13 protein-coding genes are annotated in these 17,721 nt (G+C 46.2%); 5 read left to right on the plus strand and 8 right to left on the minus strand.

Annotation, left to right across the window (positions count from 1 at the left end; all coding sequences use genetic code 11):
- Positions 1–266 precede the first annotated feature (266 nt).
- Positions 267–872 (minus strand): DUF2214 domain-containing protein, encoded by a 606-nt coding sequence (locus J2X05_RS04880; protein WP_310069478.1) that lies wholly within the window; start codon positions 870–872, stop codon positions 267–269.
- Between the two features lie 1,348 nt (positions 873–2,220).
- Between J2X05_RS04880 and J2X05_RS04885 the strand changes: the two genes are divergently transcribed.
- The 3 genes from J2X05_RS04885 to J2X05_RS04895 all read left to right on the plus strand — a co-directional run bounded on the left by J2X05_RS04885 (position 2,221) and on the right by J2X05_RS04895 (position 6,381).
- Positions 2,221–4,359: a glycoside hydrolase family 6 protein gene (locus tag J2X05_RS04885; protein ID WP_310069481.1), complete on the plus strand. Its 2,139-nt coding sequence runs from the start codon at positions 2,221–2,223 to the stop codon at positions 4,357–4,359.
- Between the two features lie 616 nt (positions 4,360–4,975).
- The gene (locus J2X05_RS04890) at positions 4,976–5,221 is read left to right on the plus strand and encodes a TIGR02647 family protein (RefSeq protein WP_310069484.1); all 246 of its coding nucleotides are present in this window, start codon (positions 4,976–4,978) and stop codon (positions 5,219–5,221) included.
- A gap of 164 nt (positions 5,222–5,385) precedes the next feature.
- Complete coding sequence (locus J2X05_RS04895; RefSeq protein WP_310069487.1) at positions 5,386–6,381, plus strand: DUF4380 domain-containing protein; 996 nt, start codon at positions 5,386–5,388, stop codon at positions 6,379–6,381.
- Positions 6,382–6,407: 26 nt separating this feature from the next.
- Here the strand turns inward: J2X05_RS04895 and J2X05_RS04900 are convergent, their stop codons facing one another.
- The 5 genes from J2X05_RS04900 to J2X05_RS04920 all read right to left on the minus strand — a co-directional run bounded on the left by J2X05_RS04900 (position 6,408) and on the right by J2X05_RS04920 (position 12,442).
- The gene (locus tag J2X05_RS04900) at positions 6,408–6,845 is read right to left on the minus strand and encodes a DUF2383 domain-containing protein (RefSeq protein ID WP_310069490.1); all 438 of its coding nucleotides are present in this window, start codon (positions 6,843–6,845) and stop codon (positions 6,408–6,410) included.
- Between the two features lie 31 nt (positions 6,846–6,876).
- The gene (locus J2X05_RS04905; protein ID WP_310069492.1) at positions 6,877–7,794 is read right to left on the minus strand and encodes a lipid kinase; all 918 of its coding nucleotides are present in this window, start codon (positions 7,792–7,794) and stop codon (positions 6,877–6,879) included.
- A 124-nt stretch (positions 7,795–7,918) separates the two neighbouring features.
- Entirely contained in the window at positions 7,919–8,707 is a 789-nt protein-coding gene (locus tag J2X05_RS04910; RefSeq protein ID WP_310069496.1) for a phosphatase PAP2 family protein, read from the minus strand.
- 173 nt (positions 8,708–8,880) lie between these two features.
- Positions 8,881–10,911 carry a pectate lyase gene (pelA, locus tag J2X05_RS04915; RefSeq protein ID WP_310069499.1) on the minus strand — a complete coding sequence of 677 codons (2,031 nt, stop codon included), beginning with the start codon at positions 10,909–10,911 and terminating at the stop codon, positions 8,881–8,883.
- Positions 10,912–10,981: 70 nt separating this feature from the next.
- Complete coding sequence (locus J2X05_RS04920; protein ID WP_310069501.1) at positions 10,982–12,442, minus strand: pectinesterase family protein; 1,461 nt, start codon at positions 12,440–12,442, stop codon at positions 10,982–10,984.
- Between the two features lie 767 nt (positions 12,443–13,209).
- Here J2X05_RS04920 and J2X05_RS04925 point away from each other — a divergent pair.
- Both J2X05_RS04925 and J2X05_RS04930 read left to right on the plus strand, forming a co-directional pair.
- A complete protein-coding gene (locus J2X05_RS04925) occupies positions 13,210–15,147 on the plus strand; it encodes a cellulase family glycosylhydrolase (RefSeq protein ID WP_310069504.1) in 1,938 nt (645 codons plus the stop codon).
- A gap of 112 nt (positions 15,148–15,259) precedes the next feature.
- The gene (locus tag J2X05_RS04930; protein ID WP_310069507.1) at positions 15,260–15,691 is read left to right on the plus strand and encodes a T6SS immunity protein Tdi1 domain-containing protein; all 432 of its coding nucleotides are present in this window, start codon (positions 15,260–15,262) and stop codon (positions 15,689–15,691) included.
- A gap of 102 nt (positions 15,692–15,793) precedes the next feature.
- Here J2X05_RS04930 and J2X05_RS04935 read toward each other — a convergent pair whose 3' ends face one another.
- Together J2X05_RS04935 and ygfZ are read right to left on the minus strand one after the other, a co-directional pair.
- Complete coding sequence (locus J2X05_RS04935) at positions 15,794–16,630, minus strand: HDOD domain-containing protein (protein WP_310069510.1); 837 nt, start codon at positions 16,628–16,630, stop codon at positions 15,794–15,796.
- A 19-nt stretch (positions 16,631–16,649) separates the two neighbouring features.
- Positions 16,650–17,612 (minus strand): CAF17-like 4Fe-4S cluster assembly/insertion protein YgfZ, encoded by a 963-nt coding sequence (gene ygfZ, locus J2X05_RS04940; protein ID WP_310069513.1) that lies wholly within the window; start codon positions 17,610–17,612, stop codon positions 16,650–16,652.
- Between the last annotated feature and the right edge of the window lie 109 nt (positions 17,613–17,721).

Genomic DNA, 17,721 nt, shown 5'->3' on the forward strand with positions numbered 1-17,721 from the left:
GGGAGAACCCTACCGCGCAGAGGGAGCGGGTTAGTGCTCCATCCTGGCGAGGGGTGATCGCAGAGGCTTTAAAGCTACTCATAGTGTCTTCCTCGGAGTTAAATACCGGTTTGCACCGGTAACGGTCATCAACAATCGTTATTGTCAGAACGGGTAAAACAGGCGGAGCGGGTAAAACAAACGGTTAACAGTTATTGTCAGTTGTTGTTGCACAACAGCGTGTCATAACGACCGAAACCCGATACATAAAGTATCGGGTTACAGGATTAATCAAACTTGCGCGAGGCATTCAACCGAATTTGCTCGGTCAGCGTGGGTGGTTCGGGCTCGGCTCTGCGCATGGCGCGCAGCACTTCACCTGCGACGATAAAGGCGCCGACCAAGAGGCCGGAATAGATGAACATCACAAAGCTATAGTCCACTGTGTAGTTCCAGGGGCGTGCAATACCGAGGTAGCAGGCAAATAGCCAGGACACAGAGGAGAGTGCGCCAGTCAGCGTCACCAAAATTTGTTCAAAGGTCGGTAGGCCAAGCAGGCCGCGGCGTGAGGTCACGCGTGGAAAACTGAAGTAGTGCAGTGCAACTCCATTGAGTGTTAGTACCGATACGACAGTGAATTTGGCCCATAGCTTCTCATTCATCAAATACTGCTGGGGGTTTTCAAGATAGCCGAGCAGCACCAGTGCCAGACCGGAAATCCACAATACGACCAGTGCAATAAACATAATTTCTGCGGATTTGGTGAGGTCTTTGATGGCAGTAGCCGAGAGGGGGCTACCTTTGGATTTAGCCAGGGCCAGGTCTTGAATAAGCAAAATGCCAATAGCTACACATGCAGCCAGGAGATGGGCATAAACAATCAAGGTCTTCATAGTCGTCCGCGCCTTTGTTGTTGTTTTGAGTCAGGTTGTTGTGGGTAAATTGTTATTTTTTGCTTGTTATGATTGCGCTAACAAATTGTCTATAAAATCCTGTGACGAAAAATTGATAATGAATTTTTGCGGTCAGAAAAGCTCTTTATAAACGCTCGCGCGCAAATTAATTACAGCTGGATGGTGAAGCAGAAAAGCGTGTAGTTCTTGCGAATACAGCACTTATTTCCCTCGTTCTTATCACGGTCTTTATAATTTTGGCGCCTTAATTGTCCGTTTGGCGCTATGTGTTTATAACTAAAAAACATCTTTCTAATAGGTGAATCTATTTTTATGTTTATTATTCCACGTTACAGCAAATTGACAGCGCGATCAATTCACAAAACAAAGAAAATTCATTTCATTTTTAATAAAGTCAATAATAAGCTCGCAAAAACAAATTTTTTGTTCATAGGTGAAATTATCTTTGTTAAAAAGTGCTCTTGAGCGAGTGGATTCGGAAAAGAAGGTGCGATGAAAAAATGCAGCCTGATGTGCACCCTTTTGCTAGATCAGGTAAGTCATATAAATTTCGAGGATGAGCGCTTGCCATTTGCATTTTTTTACAATACCGTGTCAAAGCTTGCTTTTAAGAACATTTTTCGAGCGGTATTGGTTCTCATTAGGAGCTAAAAAGCTTCTATAAACATCTAAAAATTATAAGAAAACAAATTCAACCTTGTGGGATATGCGCGTTGTCGTGTGTAGGACCCACTAAATCAGGCAGTTGATGCAGACACTCCGGTAGTTCCCGTGATAGCAGTTTGTGTTAAGGGGGACTTATTGCGAGCGCAATATTTCTTTCGTCGACTACCGCAATCGCAAATATTGTCGCTTAAATGGTAGCGCTACCTTGAATGTATTATTTTTCTAGGGTACAAGTACACAATGAGAGATTATTCGCAGATAGCAGTGGAAAATAAAATCATAATAACTTCATTGTCTTCTCCAGTAATGACTCTTCCTGTGTAGTGTTTTTGTATAAATCCGTTAAAAAACTACAATAATTATTCAATTTCATTGTTTTACCAGCTTATTTTTTTGTTGGTATTGTTTCTGTCTTACACAACTAACGCATTTTTCTGTAGCGTCAAATTCCTAGTAATCGTCTTTTTAGATGATTGGTATGTTGCCTTTACCTACATAAAAATAAGGTTGCGCTAACAAATATATTGATGGATCGATAATGTCACAGGCATGTTCGTGACGGCCTTACCGGAATGTAGGGATAAATCAGCGTCAGCGGTATCAGGCGCGAAATAATAACGAAGCCTTATGGTCTTCCTCACTGGACTCCAGGAGAACTTGAATGACAACTTCCCTAAGAAAAACTTACGGCTTGGCTGCATTGCTGAGCCTTGGACTGGCTGCCGTCAGCCAGGGTGCTGCAGCCGGTTGCACGTATAAAATTACTAACGAATGGAATACCGGGCTTACCGGCGAAATCATAGTTACTAATAGCAGCACAACCGCTGTAAATGGCTGGACTGTGGGTTGGCAATATGCGACCAACCGTGTCACCAGCTCATGGAACGTACGCCTAAGCGGCACCAATCCCTACAGCGCATCTGACATGGGTTGGAATGGTAGTTTACCGCCAGGCCAGAGCGTCAGTTTTGGTTTTCAGGTGGATAAACGTGGCGGTGCTGCTGAGATCCCAAGTGTGACAGGCAGTATTTGTTCTGGCACAGTGACCAGCTCATCCGCACCATCCAGCATACCAACAACCAGTTCTTCTCGCAGTTCAACACCGATCCTTAGTAGCTCAAGCTCAAGTGTGATTAACAACGGCGGACAACAATGTAATTGGTACGGCACTTTGTATCCACTGTGTGTCAACACCCAAAGTGGTTGGGGTTGGGAAAACAACAAGAGCTGTATTTCCCGCTCTACATGTATCAACGTAGTGGGCGGGTCTTCCAGCATCGCGCCCAGTTCGAGCTCTCGCTCGTCTGTGATTCCAAGCAGCTCATCTGTTGCGACTACCAGTTCTGTCGCGCCAAGTTCGCGTTCATCGGTTGCTCCTAGTAGCTCGTCCGTCGCTACCACTAGCTCAATAGCACCGAGTTCACGTTCATCAGTGGCTCCGAGCAGCTCCAGCGTCGCTACCACATCCAGCTCGGTTCCGAGCACAAGCTCTTCTATCGCACCTAGCTCACGCTCAAGTTCGTCCGTATCGAGTGTGACACCTGGCGTGCGCTTGGATAACCCATTCGTGGATGCACGTTGGTATGTAGACCCAATCTGGTCAGCCAAAGCACAAGCTGAGACTAACGGTTCGAAGATCGCCGGATACAGCACCGCTGTATGGATGGATCGTATCGGCGCTATTGCTCCGACCGATGGCAGCTACGGCTTGCGTGATCACCTTGATGCCGCATTGGCGCAAAACGCTAATGTGATTAAAGTTGTGGTTTATGACCTACCAAACCGTGACTGTCATGCACTGGCATCAAATGGTGAGTTAAAGCAAACTCCAGAAGGGAGCGCACGCTACCGTACTGAGTATGTTGATGTAATTGCAGGGATTTTCTCTGATCCTAAATACGCTTCACTGCGCATTATTGCGATTATTGAGCCGGACTCATTGCCAAACCTGGTTACCAACTTGAGCACACCAGCATGTCAGGAAGCAACCGACCCAACTCATGGTTACGTGGCTAATACCCGTTACACCTTGAGCAAGCTGTACCCCATCACTAACGTATACAGCTATGTGGACATTGGACACTCAGGCTGGTTGGGTTGGACTGATAACTTTGGCAAGGCTGTAACCTTGATTGGCAATGCGATTAAAGGTGCAACTGGTGGTGTAAATTCAATTGCTGGTTTTGTTTCTAACACCTCAGGCTATACACCGCTGTACGAACCCTTCCTGGATTCATTGGCAAATGGTTCATTCGGTACTGGTGGTGGCACTCAAACCCGTCAAGCGAAATTTTACGAGTGGAACCCGCATTTCAGCGAAGTTTCCTTTGTGCAAGCCTGGCGTACCGCGATGATTGCAGCTGGTTTCCCTTCAACTATTGGTATGTTGGTAGACACATCACGTAACGGTTGGGGTGGTCCAAACCGTCCAACCGCCGTATCTACCAGCACTGTACTTGATACCTTCATCGACCAATCGCGTATTGATCGTCGTGCGCACCGTGGTAATTGGTGTAACCAAGCTGGTGGGGTAGGCGAGCGTCCGCAAACTGCACCAGTTGCAGGTATTGATGCTTATGTGTGGGTGAAACCGCCAGGTGAATCTGATGGTGCTGCGTCCAAGGAGTTATCCTTTGATCCACAAGATCCAGCTAAAGGTTTTGACCGCAATTGCGATCCAACCTACACCAATGCTGCTGGCACCACCACTGGCTCCATGGCTAATGCTCCGGTAGCGGGGCGCTGGTTCAAAGAAGGCTTCCAGGTGCTGATCAATAATGCTTACCCACCGCTGAATTAATCGGTGCTAAGTAAATGAGTGAGAGTGAGCATGGACAGGCATTTGGAGAGATGCCCCGGTTAAGGACGACTTTTTCCCACAATGGATTCGGGCGGGCGGAGCGGTTTTACTACAGCTCCCGCCGCTTGCCAGACTCCAATAGCTATCCCTGAAAAACCGTGAACTTCCCGACCCTCCATACGGTGGGTCGGCTTTTTGTTAATTCGCACCCCCAGCATTTTCCAAAAATTATTTTTGCTGCGTTATTTGTCAAAAGTGAATCAACAAAAATAATTTCAACAGGGTTCGCCGGATTCATGAAAGCGAACCGCCCATAACAATACATGTCTTTCAATACATAAGTATTGCCAGTGGGCTGACGAGTGATAGAGTCTTGGTTAAAAATTCCCGCATACACTTGCGGGATTTTTTTTGCCTGCATGGTGATCAAAATTCACAATGACCGAATTGAATAGTCGATTTTTATATGAAATCACCGCTTTTTCAGCGAAATATTTGGCGATACGCAAGGGCTATGCTATTTATAACTGACTCATTCAGGGTAAATGAAATCCACTTTTACTGATTTGCAGACCAGAAACCAATAAGCAAGTTTCAATAATAACGGAGAATAACCATGCCAATATCGCCCGAATTAGTTGCCGAAATGCAAGTGTTGCGTATGTTTGATACCAGTACCAGTCAGTCAGGATTAAAGGTTCACTCGGATGCTTCTGCTGATATTATCGCTGCGACCCGCCGTCTTTTTGAAAAACAATTAACAACCCAAGTGGATGGCGGTTACTTAACCCCTTTAGGATATGAGTCCTCGGTACACCTGCAACAATTGTTGCAAATACTGAACTCTAAGCCTTTGCTGTGATTTTCCGTTTGTTGACCCAAAAACAATAGTTCTATAAATCTATTTGGTGCATACAACATCCAGCGTAGATGTTGTTGCATGTTGCAAAAAACATACAAAAAATACCTAGTGAGAGATCAATTATGCCCGCACCCCATATCTTTTTGGTAAGGATTTTTTTGCTTATGTTTTTTTCTTCTGCATTATCTGCGCAGGCAGAAGTGACGCGAATTCCGCTTAGCAATAGCTCTGTCGCTATTGAAATTACTCCTGATATCGGCGGGCGAATTTTATCAGCGAGCCTTCTCGATCAGCCCAATTTTTTACTTGTTGGCGCGGCGGTGGTTAGCGATCCAAATCCTGTGGTGACACCTGAATCCTACAATATAGGTTATTTGGGGCATGAAACCTGGGTGGGCCCGCAGAGCCAATGGTGGGTGCATCAACTGCTTAATCCCCAGCGTGCTGCTGCAAAAGCGGTGTGGCCGCCTGATCCCTTTTTAATTCTTGCTAAAAATACGCTGCAAGAAAAAAACGCGCAGCGAGTCATTATGCAAAGCCCTAATAGTCCTATATCGGGTGTCGCGCTGCAAAAAACATTTTCCCTTGTAGGTGGTAAACAAAATCAAATTCGGCTGGATGTGAATGCAAAAAACATTCGTGATTCAAACGTTGCTTGGGATATTTGGTTTAATACTCGCGTACCACACACAACGAATGTGTATGTGCCTATTACAAGCATGCAAGATGTGCGCATCCAACACTTTACTGATGCGACTTATGGGTCACTTGAATACACTTTCAGCGAGGGATTTTTTGCGTTGGAAAATTTTTCACCCAGCACACACGAAGGGCGTAAAGGCAAGGTTTTCATCCAGCCTGCGCAGGGTTGGATGGCTGCATTTCGCGGTGAACAATTGTTAATTATCCAGTTTGCTCTGCAACCAAAAAGTGCGATTCATCCTGAGCAAGGGCAAATTGAACTTTACCAGGAGTTTTTAACCCAAAGACCGGATGAAGGGTTGTTGGAGCTTGAAGTGCATGCACCTTACAAAACCCTCAAACCACATGAATCTATGTCCGCGACTGAAGTCTGGACGCTTTTGCCGTATAAGAATGAACAAACACCTGCAGCGCAGCGCGCTTTTTTACGTGAGCTTTTAGAACAGTCGATTTTGTGACTTTCAATATCGAAGCACCGACAAGTTTAAACAGCTTTGGTAAGCGTATTAATTGCATCTTCAATATGGCTCGTTAAGTCATTCAATAATCCAGTACAAGACTGATTCGGCTCAGTTTTGCGTGCTGCATTAACTAACGCCAGAATATGTTCTTCAGTCTTAATGCGCTGCGCTAAGGCTTCGTTTGTATAATCAGATGAGAGTGCAGCACTTAAATGATGTAGCATCATTTCACCTGCTTCTTTATCCGGGTCGGGAACTGAGGGTAAATCCCCAAGCTCTCTTATTGCAGATGCCAAACGGTTTAAAAATAATTTCCTGCTATTGGCAATGTCCAAAAAGTGTTTTGCAATCTCTGATTGTCCAACCAGTTCAGCGGCATCATGATAGTGATCAATACTTTCGCGGCAAGCTACAAATAACTCATTTAGGGCAACTTCGGTATCCGAAAGTAAACGAAACATTCTGTGCTCCTTGGCAAACTTGAGCTGTGGTTTAAGTAGGTATTGGTCTAATCACTTCCAACGCCTGTGGGATCACTTCGAATATTGCTGGCGTTTTAGTGACGGGTTCTCCATCTGCATGAATTTCTTTAGGGTGTTTTGTTTTGATTTCAATACGTTTACCTGAAATGGTAAATGTTTTTTTCATCTGGCTGTGTTTGCCGTACCGCAACAAAGGAGCTTGTGTTAATAACTCCCACAAGGTTGAGGGTGGGAGGCTATACAAGCAGAGTAATCCATCATCAATTTCAGACTTTTCATCAATCACATTTCCACCACCGTAATAACGGCCATTACCGATTGCGAGTTGGATGGAGCGCATCTGATGTGACTCACCATTTGCAGTTATCGTCACGCGAAATGATTGATTATTTTTAAACGCTGCAAAGGCTGCTTTCAAATAACTCAACACGCCCCATTTCTTTTTAACTTCTGGTGTTAATTCATGCGTGACAGTAACGCCTAGCCCGATGTGCGCGGCATTTAAAAAATAATGCCCATTAATAACCCCCAAATTAATCTTGCTGCGGTAATTATTGAGGATGGTTTGGAATGCGTCAGGTAGGTTACTGGAAATTCCCAGCGAGCGCGCCAAATCATTTGCAGTGCCCAAGGGTAATATGGCGAATGGCAACTTATGTTTGTAGAGTGCTTCCGCTGCTGAACTGACAGTGCCATCACCTCCACCGAGAATCACTAATTGTATTTGGTCGCAATGATCCTGAATTAATTGCGCAGTTTCTTTGGCACTACCAGAGTTTTTTTGAATGATAGTAATGTCTGCACTTTTGAGCAACTGCAGGCCTTCCTGCATATCAGCAGTGCCTCCGTTGCGGCTATTAGCATTCAGGATTAACAAGGCAGTATTGATAATCGTCACCTTCACATATTCCTCAGTTGTATCATCCATTCACTAATCTGTTCGTTTTTACATGATCCTTGTATTTTTTTCCGTTAGTTGGCACACCTCCGATAGCTATAAATATTCATTTTTTGGATTACGGATACGGTGTTACTGCCGCGATAGTGGTTTACTAAATGCCAGTATGGTCAATATTTGCAGTGTTTATTTGCCCGTCATTTGCCTGCAACCAACGAGCCAATAACCAGCAGCACACTGCCCAGCCGGCACCTGCGGCCCAGCCTGCGAGCACATCAGTAGGCCAGTGCACTCCCAGATATACCCTGCTTGTACCCACCAGCAAGGTGATGGTGATGCATATCATTAAAATATAGGCTTTGATGATTTTGCGACGCTGTAATTGCGCCAGAAGGGCACCGAGCGTGAGATAGGTACTTGCCGCCAGCATGGAATGGCCACTGGGAAAGCTGGCGGTGTAGACATGGCTGCCGTGCGGAACCAGATCGGGGCGGTCGCGATCAATGGCTTTTTTTAGAAGATTATTAGCTCCCAGTGCGCCAAGTGTTGCGATGAGGACTACTAGTATCATGCGCGGTTTTCGGTCTAGCAAAAGATAACCAATGACGGCGATAGTGAGCAGTATTAAAACGGCATTGCCACCAAGTGCCGTAAAATCTCGCCCGATTTCTTCCGCCCAGCCCGGGCCGATGGGGTCACTCACATCGGCGGCATTGCGCATACTGAGTAGCAGTGCGCGATCAAATTCATGTGGATGATTTTCTAGCGCGATCTCGGTCAGGGCGACAAATCCCCACAGCGATACCAAAACGAAGAATAGGGCAATTAAAACGGCGAATTCGCGATTGCCAATCCACAGCATGAATTTTATTAATGGGTTCTGGTGCGAGATCACACCCAAAAACTTCTTATCAAGTTGGGGTTGTCGATGATGTTTGTCCATAAGGTTTCTCGCGGAAGTAATAATTTTTCGGTCTGTTACATATGTCTCGCGGAGTAGAATATCGTTTTTGAGTGTAATCAGGCAAAAAAAATGCCAGAAAACTTTCTGGCATTTTTCTGCATACCTACCGATGTTCCTTTAGCAGGTTGCTACTTTAATGATCAATATATTTTTTATAGATATCCCACCTTTTGCGCGAATGGAATAATCGAATTCCCGTAAGACCCGCCCCAGCTATAACCTGTGCGGCGCTCTTCCGACATTTGGGTAATGTCATAGAATTTGCTGCCGTCGCGATCGCTGAAAAATCCGCGGTTGGTATTTAAATCGTAAAAGCGATACCACATTTTGCTGCCTGCTTTTTTAACGATAGGGTTTGTCGCCGCCAGCGATGAATCATAGGTGTAGCCATCAAGATAAGTATTGGGGCTATTGAACCAGGCAACGCCCGCCCTTACTGCTTTTTCAATTTCAGCAGTTTGTGGTTGGGTCATCAGGAATGCAAGCACGCCCACTGATTCACTACCACTGAGTGATTCCAATTCATAGGCGCGTGCTTTTTTCGGCAGATAATCCGTCGCACCATGTTGAGCGCACCACACAGTTAATACCCCATTTTGTTTCCATTGTGCTTTGAGAATATACGCAGTGCCTTTGCTTACAGCAGTTTTAAATTTTGCACGATCTGTATCATTAAATACATCCGTATCAAAAGGCGCGCGTTTGTTTGCAGCAAAATCCAACACGGTGAGAGCGTAAGCCATGCCGTTATCGTTAAAGGTTGCATGGTCTGCATAGCCGCCTTTTAACGGATAAAATTGCGGCAATGCACCGGTGCTGTATTGTGAACTGACCAAAAAGTTAGCGGCTCTACGCACTGCATCGCGGTACTTGGTGTTGCTGCCAGTTTTGTAAATTTCAGCTAGGTATACCATTTCGGTAATGGTTGCGCCGTTATCGATAGTACCGCTGTCGCTGCCGCCGCTACCGGCGCTCACGCTGTTGTAATCCAGATTTTTTGGCCAACCGCCGTTGGTTTGTTGATAAGAGAGAACAATATCGGCTCTGCTTGCATTCCACTTGGTTCGTGATTTTGTCAACCAGCTTGCAGCAGGATTACCGTCGAGTGTCAGCAAAGTTCCCGTGTTTGATAGAGAACTACTGGATGAACTTGAGGTGGACTTAGCGACTGAAGAAACCGACGAAGAACTGCTGCTTGCAACATTGCTACACGCACCAGCTTTGGTTTGTGCGCCTTCAATTTTTAATGAATCGATATTGGCCAAACCATCCGCAGTGAGTGATGATAACTGCACATTATTATTACCTTGCACCAAATCAATTTCGATGCTCGCGGTTTGCCAAGTTGTCCAGCTGCCGGTTGCAGGTAATTGCACAGTGTAATTGCCGTTGCTACCGCCGTTAATTAACAGTGAGCCATTTCTGTTTGTTGTTCCACCGTTAGCAAAACGGAAGGTTAATGTGTGACGGCTGCTGGTGGTTGCATCAACGGCCCATACAATTGCAGAACCCTGCGCGTTGTTGCTATTGGTATAACCATTGCCGGTATAACCAGTATTGGTATTTTCGGTGGCGATACCATCGACACGGCAGAATCCGGCTTGTTCTTCTTGAATAGTGAATGATGATGTTGTGGGCAGGCTTGAGCTGCTGTTCGATTTCGGAACACTGGATGTTGCAGCAGAGCTTGATGATTTTGAACTGCTAGTTACGCTCGCTTTACTTGAGCTAACAGCGCGTGAGCTTGCGATACTGGAGCTCACAACACTCGTGCTCGTTTTACTGCTAGCTATTGATGATGTAGTTGCACCACACAAACTGCCACTCACTTTAGGTGCGCCCGCTGTGCCGTTTGCTTGAAAACCAAAACTAGCCGATGCCTTAGGTGCAAGCATTGCGTTCCAACCCAATGCACTTGCAGTGTAGGGATTTGCTCCACTCAGCGTCGCATTCCACGCATTGGTTACACTCACGCCAGATTCTTGCCAGGATACTGACCACCCATTCACGGTGGAGGTAGTGTCGTTGGTGACGGTAATTTCTCCGGTAAAGCCTGAGCCCCAATTGTTGGTGACTTTGTAGGTGCATGCGGCCCAGGTGGGTGATGCTATTACATAAGCCAATGCGCTTATCGCAAACGATGTCTTTGCGTATTTAGTAAAAATTATTGATGAACTTTTCATAATGTCCTCAGAATAGTTATTCATTTTTAAGTAGTGGTTAAAACGTCTTTTCTATTTATTGAAACAGGTTTTATTTACTGTAACTGGGTGTCCATGCACCAAAAATATTGCTGATGGTATAAGTCGCTGCTTGTGCTGCGGTTAATTGTTTGGATTGCGGTGCGCGTGCCGATGTATTTGCACCTGCACCAGTGGTTAAGTATTCAGAAAAGCGCGCAGTATCGAGTGTGTTTTCACTCATATTCACCCAGCCGACTGCAGAGATGTGTTGACCCAGTTCAGTACGGATATAGGTAGCCGCACCGTAAGGTCTCCAATTGCGACCCAGTGCAACAGAGCCTTTGGCCACACTCGAGGTTGCAGTCACTTTTCCGCCCAGAAAAACCAAACCATGAGGAACAGTTTGCTCGGTGCTCGGTGCAGTTAATGCTGAACCGCCGCCAACGCTGTGAATCGTGTTGTTATCAAACACTGCTGTCGCTGCACCAAAAATAAAATCGACAGTGCCCTGGATGTGGCAATTGCGGTAATACTGCGTGCCGCTGTGGGTATAGAGCGTGTCCTGATTGCCGAGCAAACGGCAATTGCGGAACTGTAAGCGTTGACCTTGGGCTAATAAAGCAACTGCCTGCGAACCAACACCGAATGAATTTTCGATGGTGATATTTTCCATGGAGACATCGTTGGCTTTGAGCGTGACGCTCGCGCTGCCGGATGTGCCAATCGCAGTGCCGTCGGCTTTTAATGTGCTGGCGCCATCGTTGTAGGTAAGAATCGTCGATGTTGTTTTTCCTGTTTCACCACAAAAAGTTACAAACGGTTTTGTGATCAATAATTTCTCGCGATAGGTACCCGGCTTGATGCGAATTTGTGTCGGCGTGGTGTTGGAATTGGACAAAGTATTTAACGCGGCTTGCACTGTTTTGTATTGGCCGGAGCCATCTGCAGCGACGCGTAAGGTTGGTTGGTTGGTAATGCTGTTGCAATCGGCAGTGGTGGGTGTAGCAGGGCAGGCTGCTGGTGTTATGCCGTCGCCGGTCACGCTGATATTATCGATATTCGCCAAGCCATTCGCCGTTGTTGCAACGAGTTTAATGCTGTTGGTTCCCGCGTTGAGTGGGACATCTACATTAACGGTCTGCCACTGCGCCCAATTGCTATTGGATGGGAAATCCAGCGTTTTAACCTGGTTACCATTTACCAGAAAGTTTGCACGTCTTGCCCCTGTGCCACCGTTGCCGAAGCGAATTTTTGCTGCGTAGGTTTTTGTGCTGGCAGCGCTGATGCTCCAGGTGATGGATGCGCCAATCACATTTTCTGTATCGATAAAACCTGTACCTGTGTAGCCGGCATGTTTGGTGTCGATCACGCCAGAGTTGCCACAAAATCCCACTGCACTTTCTTCAAAAATCCAACTGCTTTCTGCCGCCCAAGCCTGGGGTGCCAGCGCCAATATTACACCGGCAGCTATCAGCGAATGTGTACAGGATTTAACGAGCTGCAATTGCGATTTGCAAAAAAGTTTTTTCATTTTTAGTTCCCGCTAGTTATGTTTTTTTGACGTAGAGATGCACGTTCCCCAACTGTTGAAAAACTGGGGAAGTGATGCGACCAAATACCGGATCCTGAGGATCACAACGGTAGGTATTGAGAGAAATGATTGGGTTTTATCAGCGGCGTCTGTACTGGGAGCAGTGACGTGGACGCTAAAATGTAAACGCCAATTTTTTTGCCGAATGCTTGCTTTATTATCAGTAGCTTTGCGATCAAGCCTTTAAATAGTCTATGTGACTATGTTTGTTAGTTTAATGCCGCTTTATTAAGTATGAAAGATAATTAACATATAAAATGATGGATTTTGGCGTGATTTTACGTTTTTTGTGCTGCAGTTTTACGTTTTTCGACAAGCGTATTTTGCTATTTTCATTAGCGATTTTTCCTTCCTCATGAGTTGTAATTCTCACCAAAAAATAACTTACCGGCCGTGGGGGCATGTATCCAGAGTCGCTTTTTATCCAGTAAATAATAAGGCATTATATTTTTATATATGAACATAGTTCCATTTGTGAATTACATCGCATAATCAATTTTGTGTCATCAAAAGCATCTGTAGGTCTGGCTTTTCAAGTCTTATTTATCGCATTAGTGATTAGTATGTAGTCCTCCTGACTATTTTGGTCACAAGCTCTTTCTCGATATTTCCCCCTCGAAGATGTTGTATAGCGACCGCTGTAACTAGTCCAAGGTAGATCCTCTTTTCGCTCTGATAACTCACAATAACGATAGGAGAAATACTTTATGAATATGTCGCGGCTCAAAAAAATGGCAACGGCTGTGCTACTAAGCGCAGGCCTATTCGCATCGCATGGTTCACTCGCGTTAAGTTCCATCGCGCCAATCGCCAACTGTAAATATGTAGTGAATAACTCATGGGGAAGTGGTGCAACGGCGAGTATCGAAATTACCAATATAAGATCAACGGTAATCAATGGTTGGAGCGTGAATTGGAATTATGTCAATAACCGCGTTACCGGTAGTTGGAATGCCGCTGTTACTGGCAGCAATCCTTACACTGCTACCAATTTGAGTTGGAATGCTAGCATCCAGCCAGGCCAAACCATTTCAATCGGTGTGCAAGTTAATGGTAACGGCTCAATTGAAGCACCCATTGTGTATGGTTCCATTTGCACCAATAGTTACAGCACTTCGTCTGTAACAACCAGCAGATCCAGCTCTTCTTCGACTGCTCCTTCAAGCCGTTCATCGTCATCAAGTCTTATACCTTCGTCCGTTAGCAGCAGCTCATCGACATCAGCTTGTACCGGTGTTCAGCAGTGCAACTGGTACGGCACGCTCTATCCGTTGTGTGTGAATACCCAGAGCGGTTGGGGATATGAGAACAATAAAAGCTGTATTTCACGCGCAACCTGTACCAGCCAGCCTTCACCTTTCGGTGTAACAGGCGGGGCTTGTGTTCCATCAAGTTCATCTATTTCTTCGCTGAGCTCGTCAAGTATTCGTTCCAGTATTTCTTCCAGTCGCTCCTCAAGCAGTTCTTCATTAAGCTGCCCCCAAGGCAATAGCTGGCCCGATTGCCCTTACACAACCTGGAGCGATGCATACTGTGCGCAGGTTGGCCCGTCACTCTGCCCGAGAAGTTCCTCCAGCACCAGTTCGCGCTCGTCGAGTTCAGTAAGCTCAGGTGGTATTACCAGTGTTGAGCTGACAAAACGCATGGGAATAGGTTGGAACGTTGGTAACTCGCTTGATGCAATCGGCGGTGAAACCAATTGGGGCAACCCACTAATTACACAGCAATTAATTAATTCCGTTAAAGCTGCAGGTTTTAAAACAATTCGCTTGCCTGTTGCCTGGAGTAAATTTTCGGACGAATCCAATTTTGTCATTCAAAGTGCGTGGATGGATCGCGTTGAACAAGTCGTGAATTACGCACTGAATGCCGACATGTATGTGGTGATGAATATTCATTGGGATAATGGTTGGATGCAACCCACCTATGCGCAACAAGCCTATGTGAATAACCGGTTGAAAATTATGTGGACACAAATCGCCACTCGTTTCAGCAATTACGATGATCGCTTATTATTTGCAGGTACCAATGAAGTGATGGTGGACGGTGATTACGGTACGCCCACTGCCGAATATTACACAGTGCAAAATAGCTTCAACCAAACCTTCGTAACGGCTGTACGTGCAACCGGTGGAAAAAATGCAACGCGTCATTTGGTCGTGCAGGGCTTCAATACCAATATCGACCACACCGTAAATTTTGCAAAAATCCCAACCGATATCGTAAGCAATCGTTTGATGATGGAAGTGCATTATTACGATCCTTACAACTTCACACTGAACACCAGCAGCAATATCACCCAATGGGGCTCAATCGCCACTAACCCAAGCGCCACTGAAACTTGGGCAAACGAGTCATATACCGATGCGCAATTCCAAAAAATGAAAGTGAATTTTGTGGATAAAGGCATCGGCGTAATCCTCGGCGAATACGGCGTGGTATCGCGCACGAATGTTGCGGATCACGAAACCTATCGCAACTATTGGAATGAGTACATCACTAAGTCCGCGTACACGCGCGGTTTGGTTCCAGTGTATTGGGACAACGGTTTCGGCGGCAACGGCGGTATGGCGTTGTTCGACCGCGCCTCTGGTGCGCAGCTATACCCCAATCTGATTCAGGCGATTGTGAAAGCGGATGACTGATCGGGAAATTTTATAAATGTATTAATGCAATAACTTCAAGGCGGCCAAAAGGCCGCCTTTTTTGTGTCATTGATCCTGCCTATCATTTACCCATCCGTCACAGGAGATGAGCGTGATAAAAATTATTGAAGAAAGTTGGGGCTGGGTCGGAATTAAGCCGGCAGAAATAATTGGTCAAAACGATTTTGGGAATCTAATAATTCGTGACGTATTGGGGAAGTATTGGCGCTTATGCCCCGAAGACCTTTATTGCAAGGTGGTTGCTGAAAATCAAGAGCAGCTTGACTCTTTATCTAAAAACCAAGATTTCTTGGCTGACTGGTATATGTCTTCGTTAGCTGGCGAAGCAACAGAGAAATATGGAGTTTTAGAAGAGGGCCGTAAATATCACTTGGCCGTTCCAGGAACTTTAGGCGGTGAATATGGAATTAGTAATATTCGTACCATTTCTCAAATAGAGCAAATTCGTTTTTCTGGTGATCTTGCATATCAAATTGCAGAGCTCCCTGAGGGAGCTAAAATAGAACTTAAAATCACAGACTGAAAGCGCATAACAAGCGACTGTGTTAAAAAATCAATACCTACAACGCAAATTTAGTTCAATCGCCACTCGCAATTATCCCGCACCATGGCATTCGCAATCCCCCTAAAGCAACAGCGACATAGCCGCTTCCATTTCTGCACTCAAATCTTCTGATTCAGCAATTTGCATTTCCGGGTCGAGCCCCAGACGTTCGAAGGCTTTTACTTGGGAGCAATCTATTTTTGCCATGGGTGAATCGGTGCCGAGGTAACTTTGCAGCATGGCGACAGTGACTATATCGCCGTAATCGGCTTTGGGGCTTTGACGGGCAAAGTTGATGTGTTGCGTGGGGATGTGCGCGAGCTCTTCGGGGAAGCCCCAGGTTTTTAAAATAAGGTCGCCAATCGGGCCGTGTAATTCCTCGATGACGGCGTCGAGGGTGAAGCTGTCTTTGAGGAGTGCGGGATGGTCTTCAGCATAGGTGAGAATGGGCAGCACACCAATCTTATGGACGAGGCCGGCGAGGGTTGCCTGGTCTGGCCGCAGGCGCGTGTAATGTTTGCACAACACGTGGCTGATGCCGGCGACTTCGCTGGAGCGGCTCCAGACTTCGCGCATGCGCATATCGACAAGGTCAGAGGTAGCTTGGAACATTTGTTCCATAGCGAGGCCAGTAGCGATATTGCAGGTGTATTGGATACCGAGGCGCATTAGCGCGGTGCGTAGATCTTCTATGGCGCGGCTGGCGCGCAAGAGCGGGCTGTTGGCTACGCGGATAATGCGGGCGCTGAGTGCTGCGTCGCCACTGATGACCTGATTTAGTTTATCGATGTCAGCATCCGGATCGTCGGCGACTTCCCGTACTTTTAATGCGACTTCGGGCAGAGTGGGGAGAACGAGTTGGTCATTGTTGATCGCGGTGATAATTTCGGTGCGAACTTTTTCAGCAATGGGGTTCATTAGTGATCCTATTACAGCGCTATTCGGTGGTTTCATCTGCTGTAGGTATAGCATAGGGAAGTGGTAGCTGTTTTAAAATTTCCGTGCTGGTTTCCAGAGTTACCTGATCCAATTGCTCATCCAGCAATGAGGCTAGAATTTCGATCTGGTTGCTGGATGTAAATGCAGCAGTGACCAAGTGCCCGCAGGCATTGCGGGTTGTTGCGTTTACCAGCGCGGTGCCGGGTGCGGGGAGTTGATTGCCGCTAAGTTTAAAGCGGTACATATGCCGTTTTAATTTGCCGCGATAATGCAGGCGCGCCACAATTTCTTGACCGGTGTAGCAGCCTTTGCGGAAGTTAATACCGTTGATCAATTGGTAATTGATTTCCTGTGGGGTAAACAGCTCGATGGTTTCGGGATAAATATCGGCAACACCTGCTCGAATATTCAGCAGCTCCCAATCATTCAGGTCTCCGTTAACCGTGAGGTTAGCGAGTTGCTGTTCAAATGCAGCTGCATCGGCAGACTTTATCCAGCATTCAAAACGATCCTGCGCTAGTTGAATCAGGAAGTTACCGTCTTTTTCTGCCCAGCCATCATTATCGGTGGGCAGTGTAGTAAAAATGGTTTTGGCGGTGTGTTGTGCGCTATCACCATGGATTCCATACAAATGGTAGCCGCTGTCATCGTGCAATTTTGCTTTGGAGAAGACGATATATTTACCGAGCGAGCTCTTGGCTTTGTTCAGCATGGACGCGGGTATGCGCAGGGCGATGGTCTCTGCATCCAGTTGCAGGGCGCGGAAGCTGAGCAGTATTCGCCCTTTGGGATTGCATTGCGCGCCTGTGCGCGTGACGGGTGCACTTAGCTCGCGCAAGTCACAAGTGACCTGGCCTTGGAGAAACTTACTGGCATCCGGCCCTTTGACCAGAAGAAGTCGGGTTTGATGAAGTTTTACCAGTCGTGTTGTCTGGTTGGTTGTGGGTTTATCTTGGGTCATAACTACCAATACCGCTACTGTAGGAGAATCTTGGTGTTGCTATAAAAGTGGCAAAATTGAATTGCATCATACCGTGTTTTGACGATCTGCTCATTGGCAGTTATTCCGA

This window comes from Cellvibrio fibrivorans, assembly GCF_031457055.1.
In the GTDB taxonomy this organism is placed as follows: Bacteria; Pseudomonadota; Gammaproteobacteria; order Pseudomonadales; family Cellvibrionaceae; genus Cellvibrio; species Cellvibrio fibrivorans.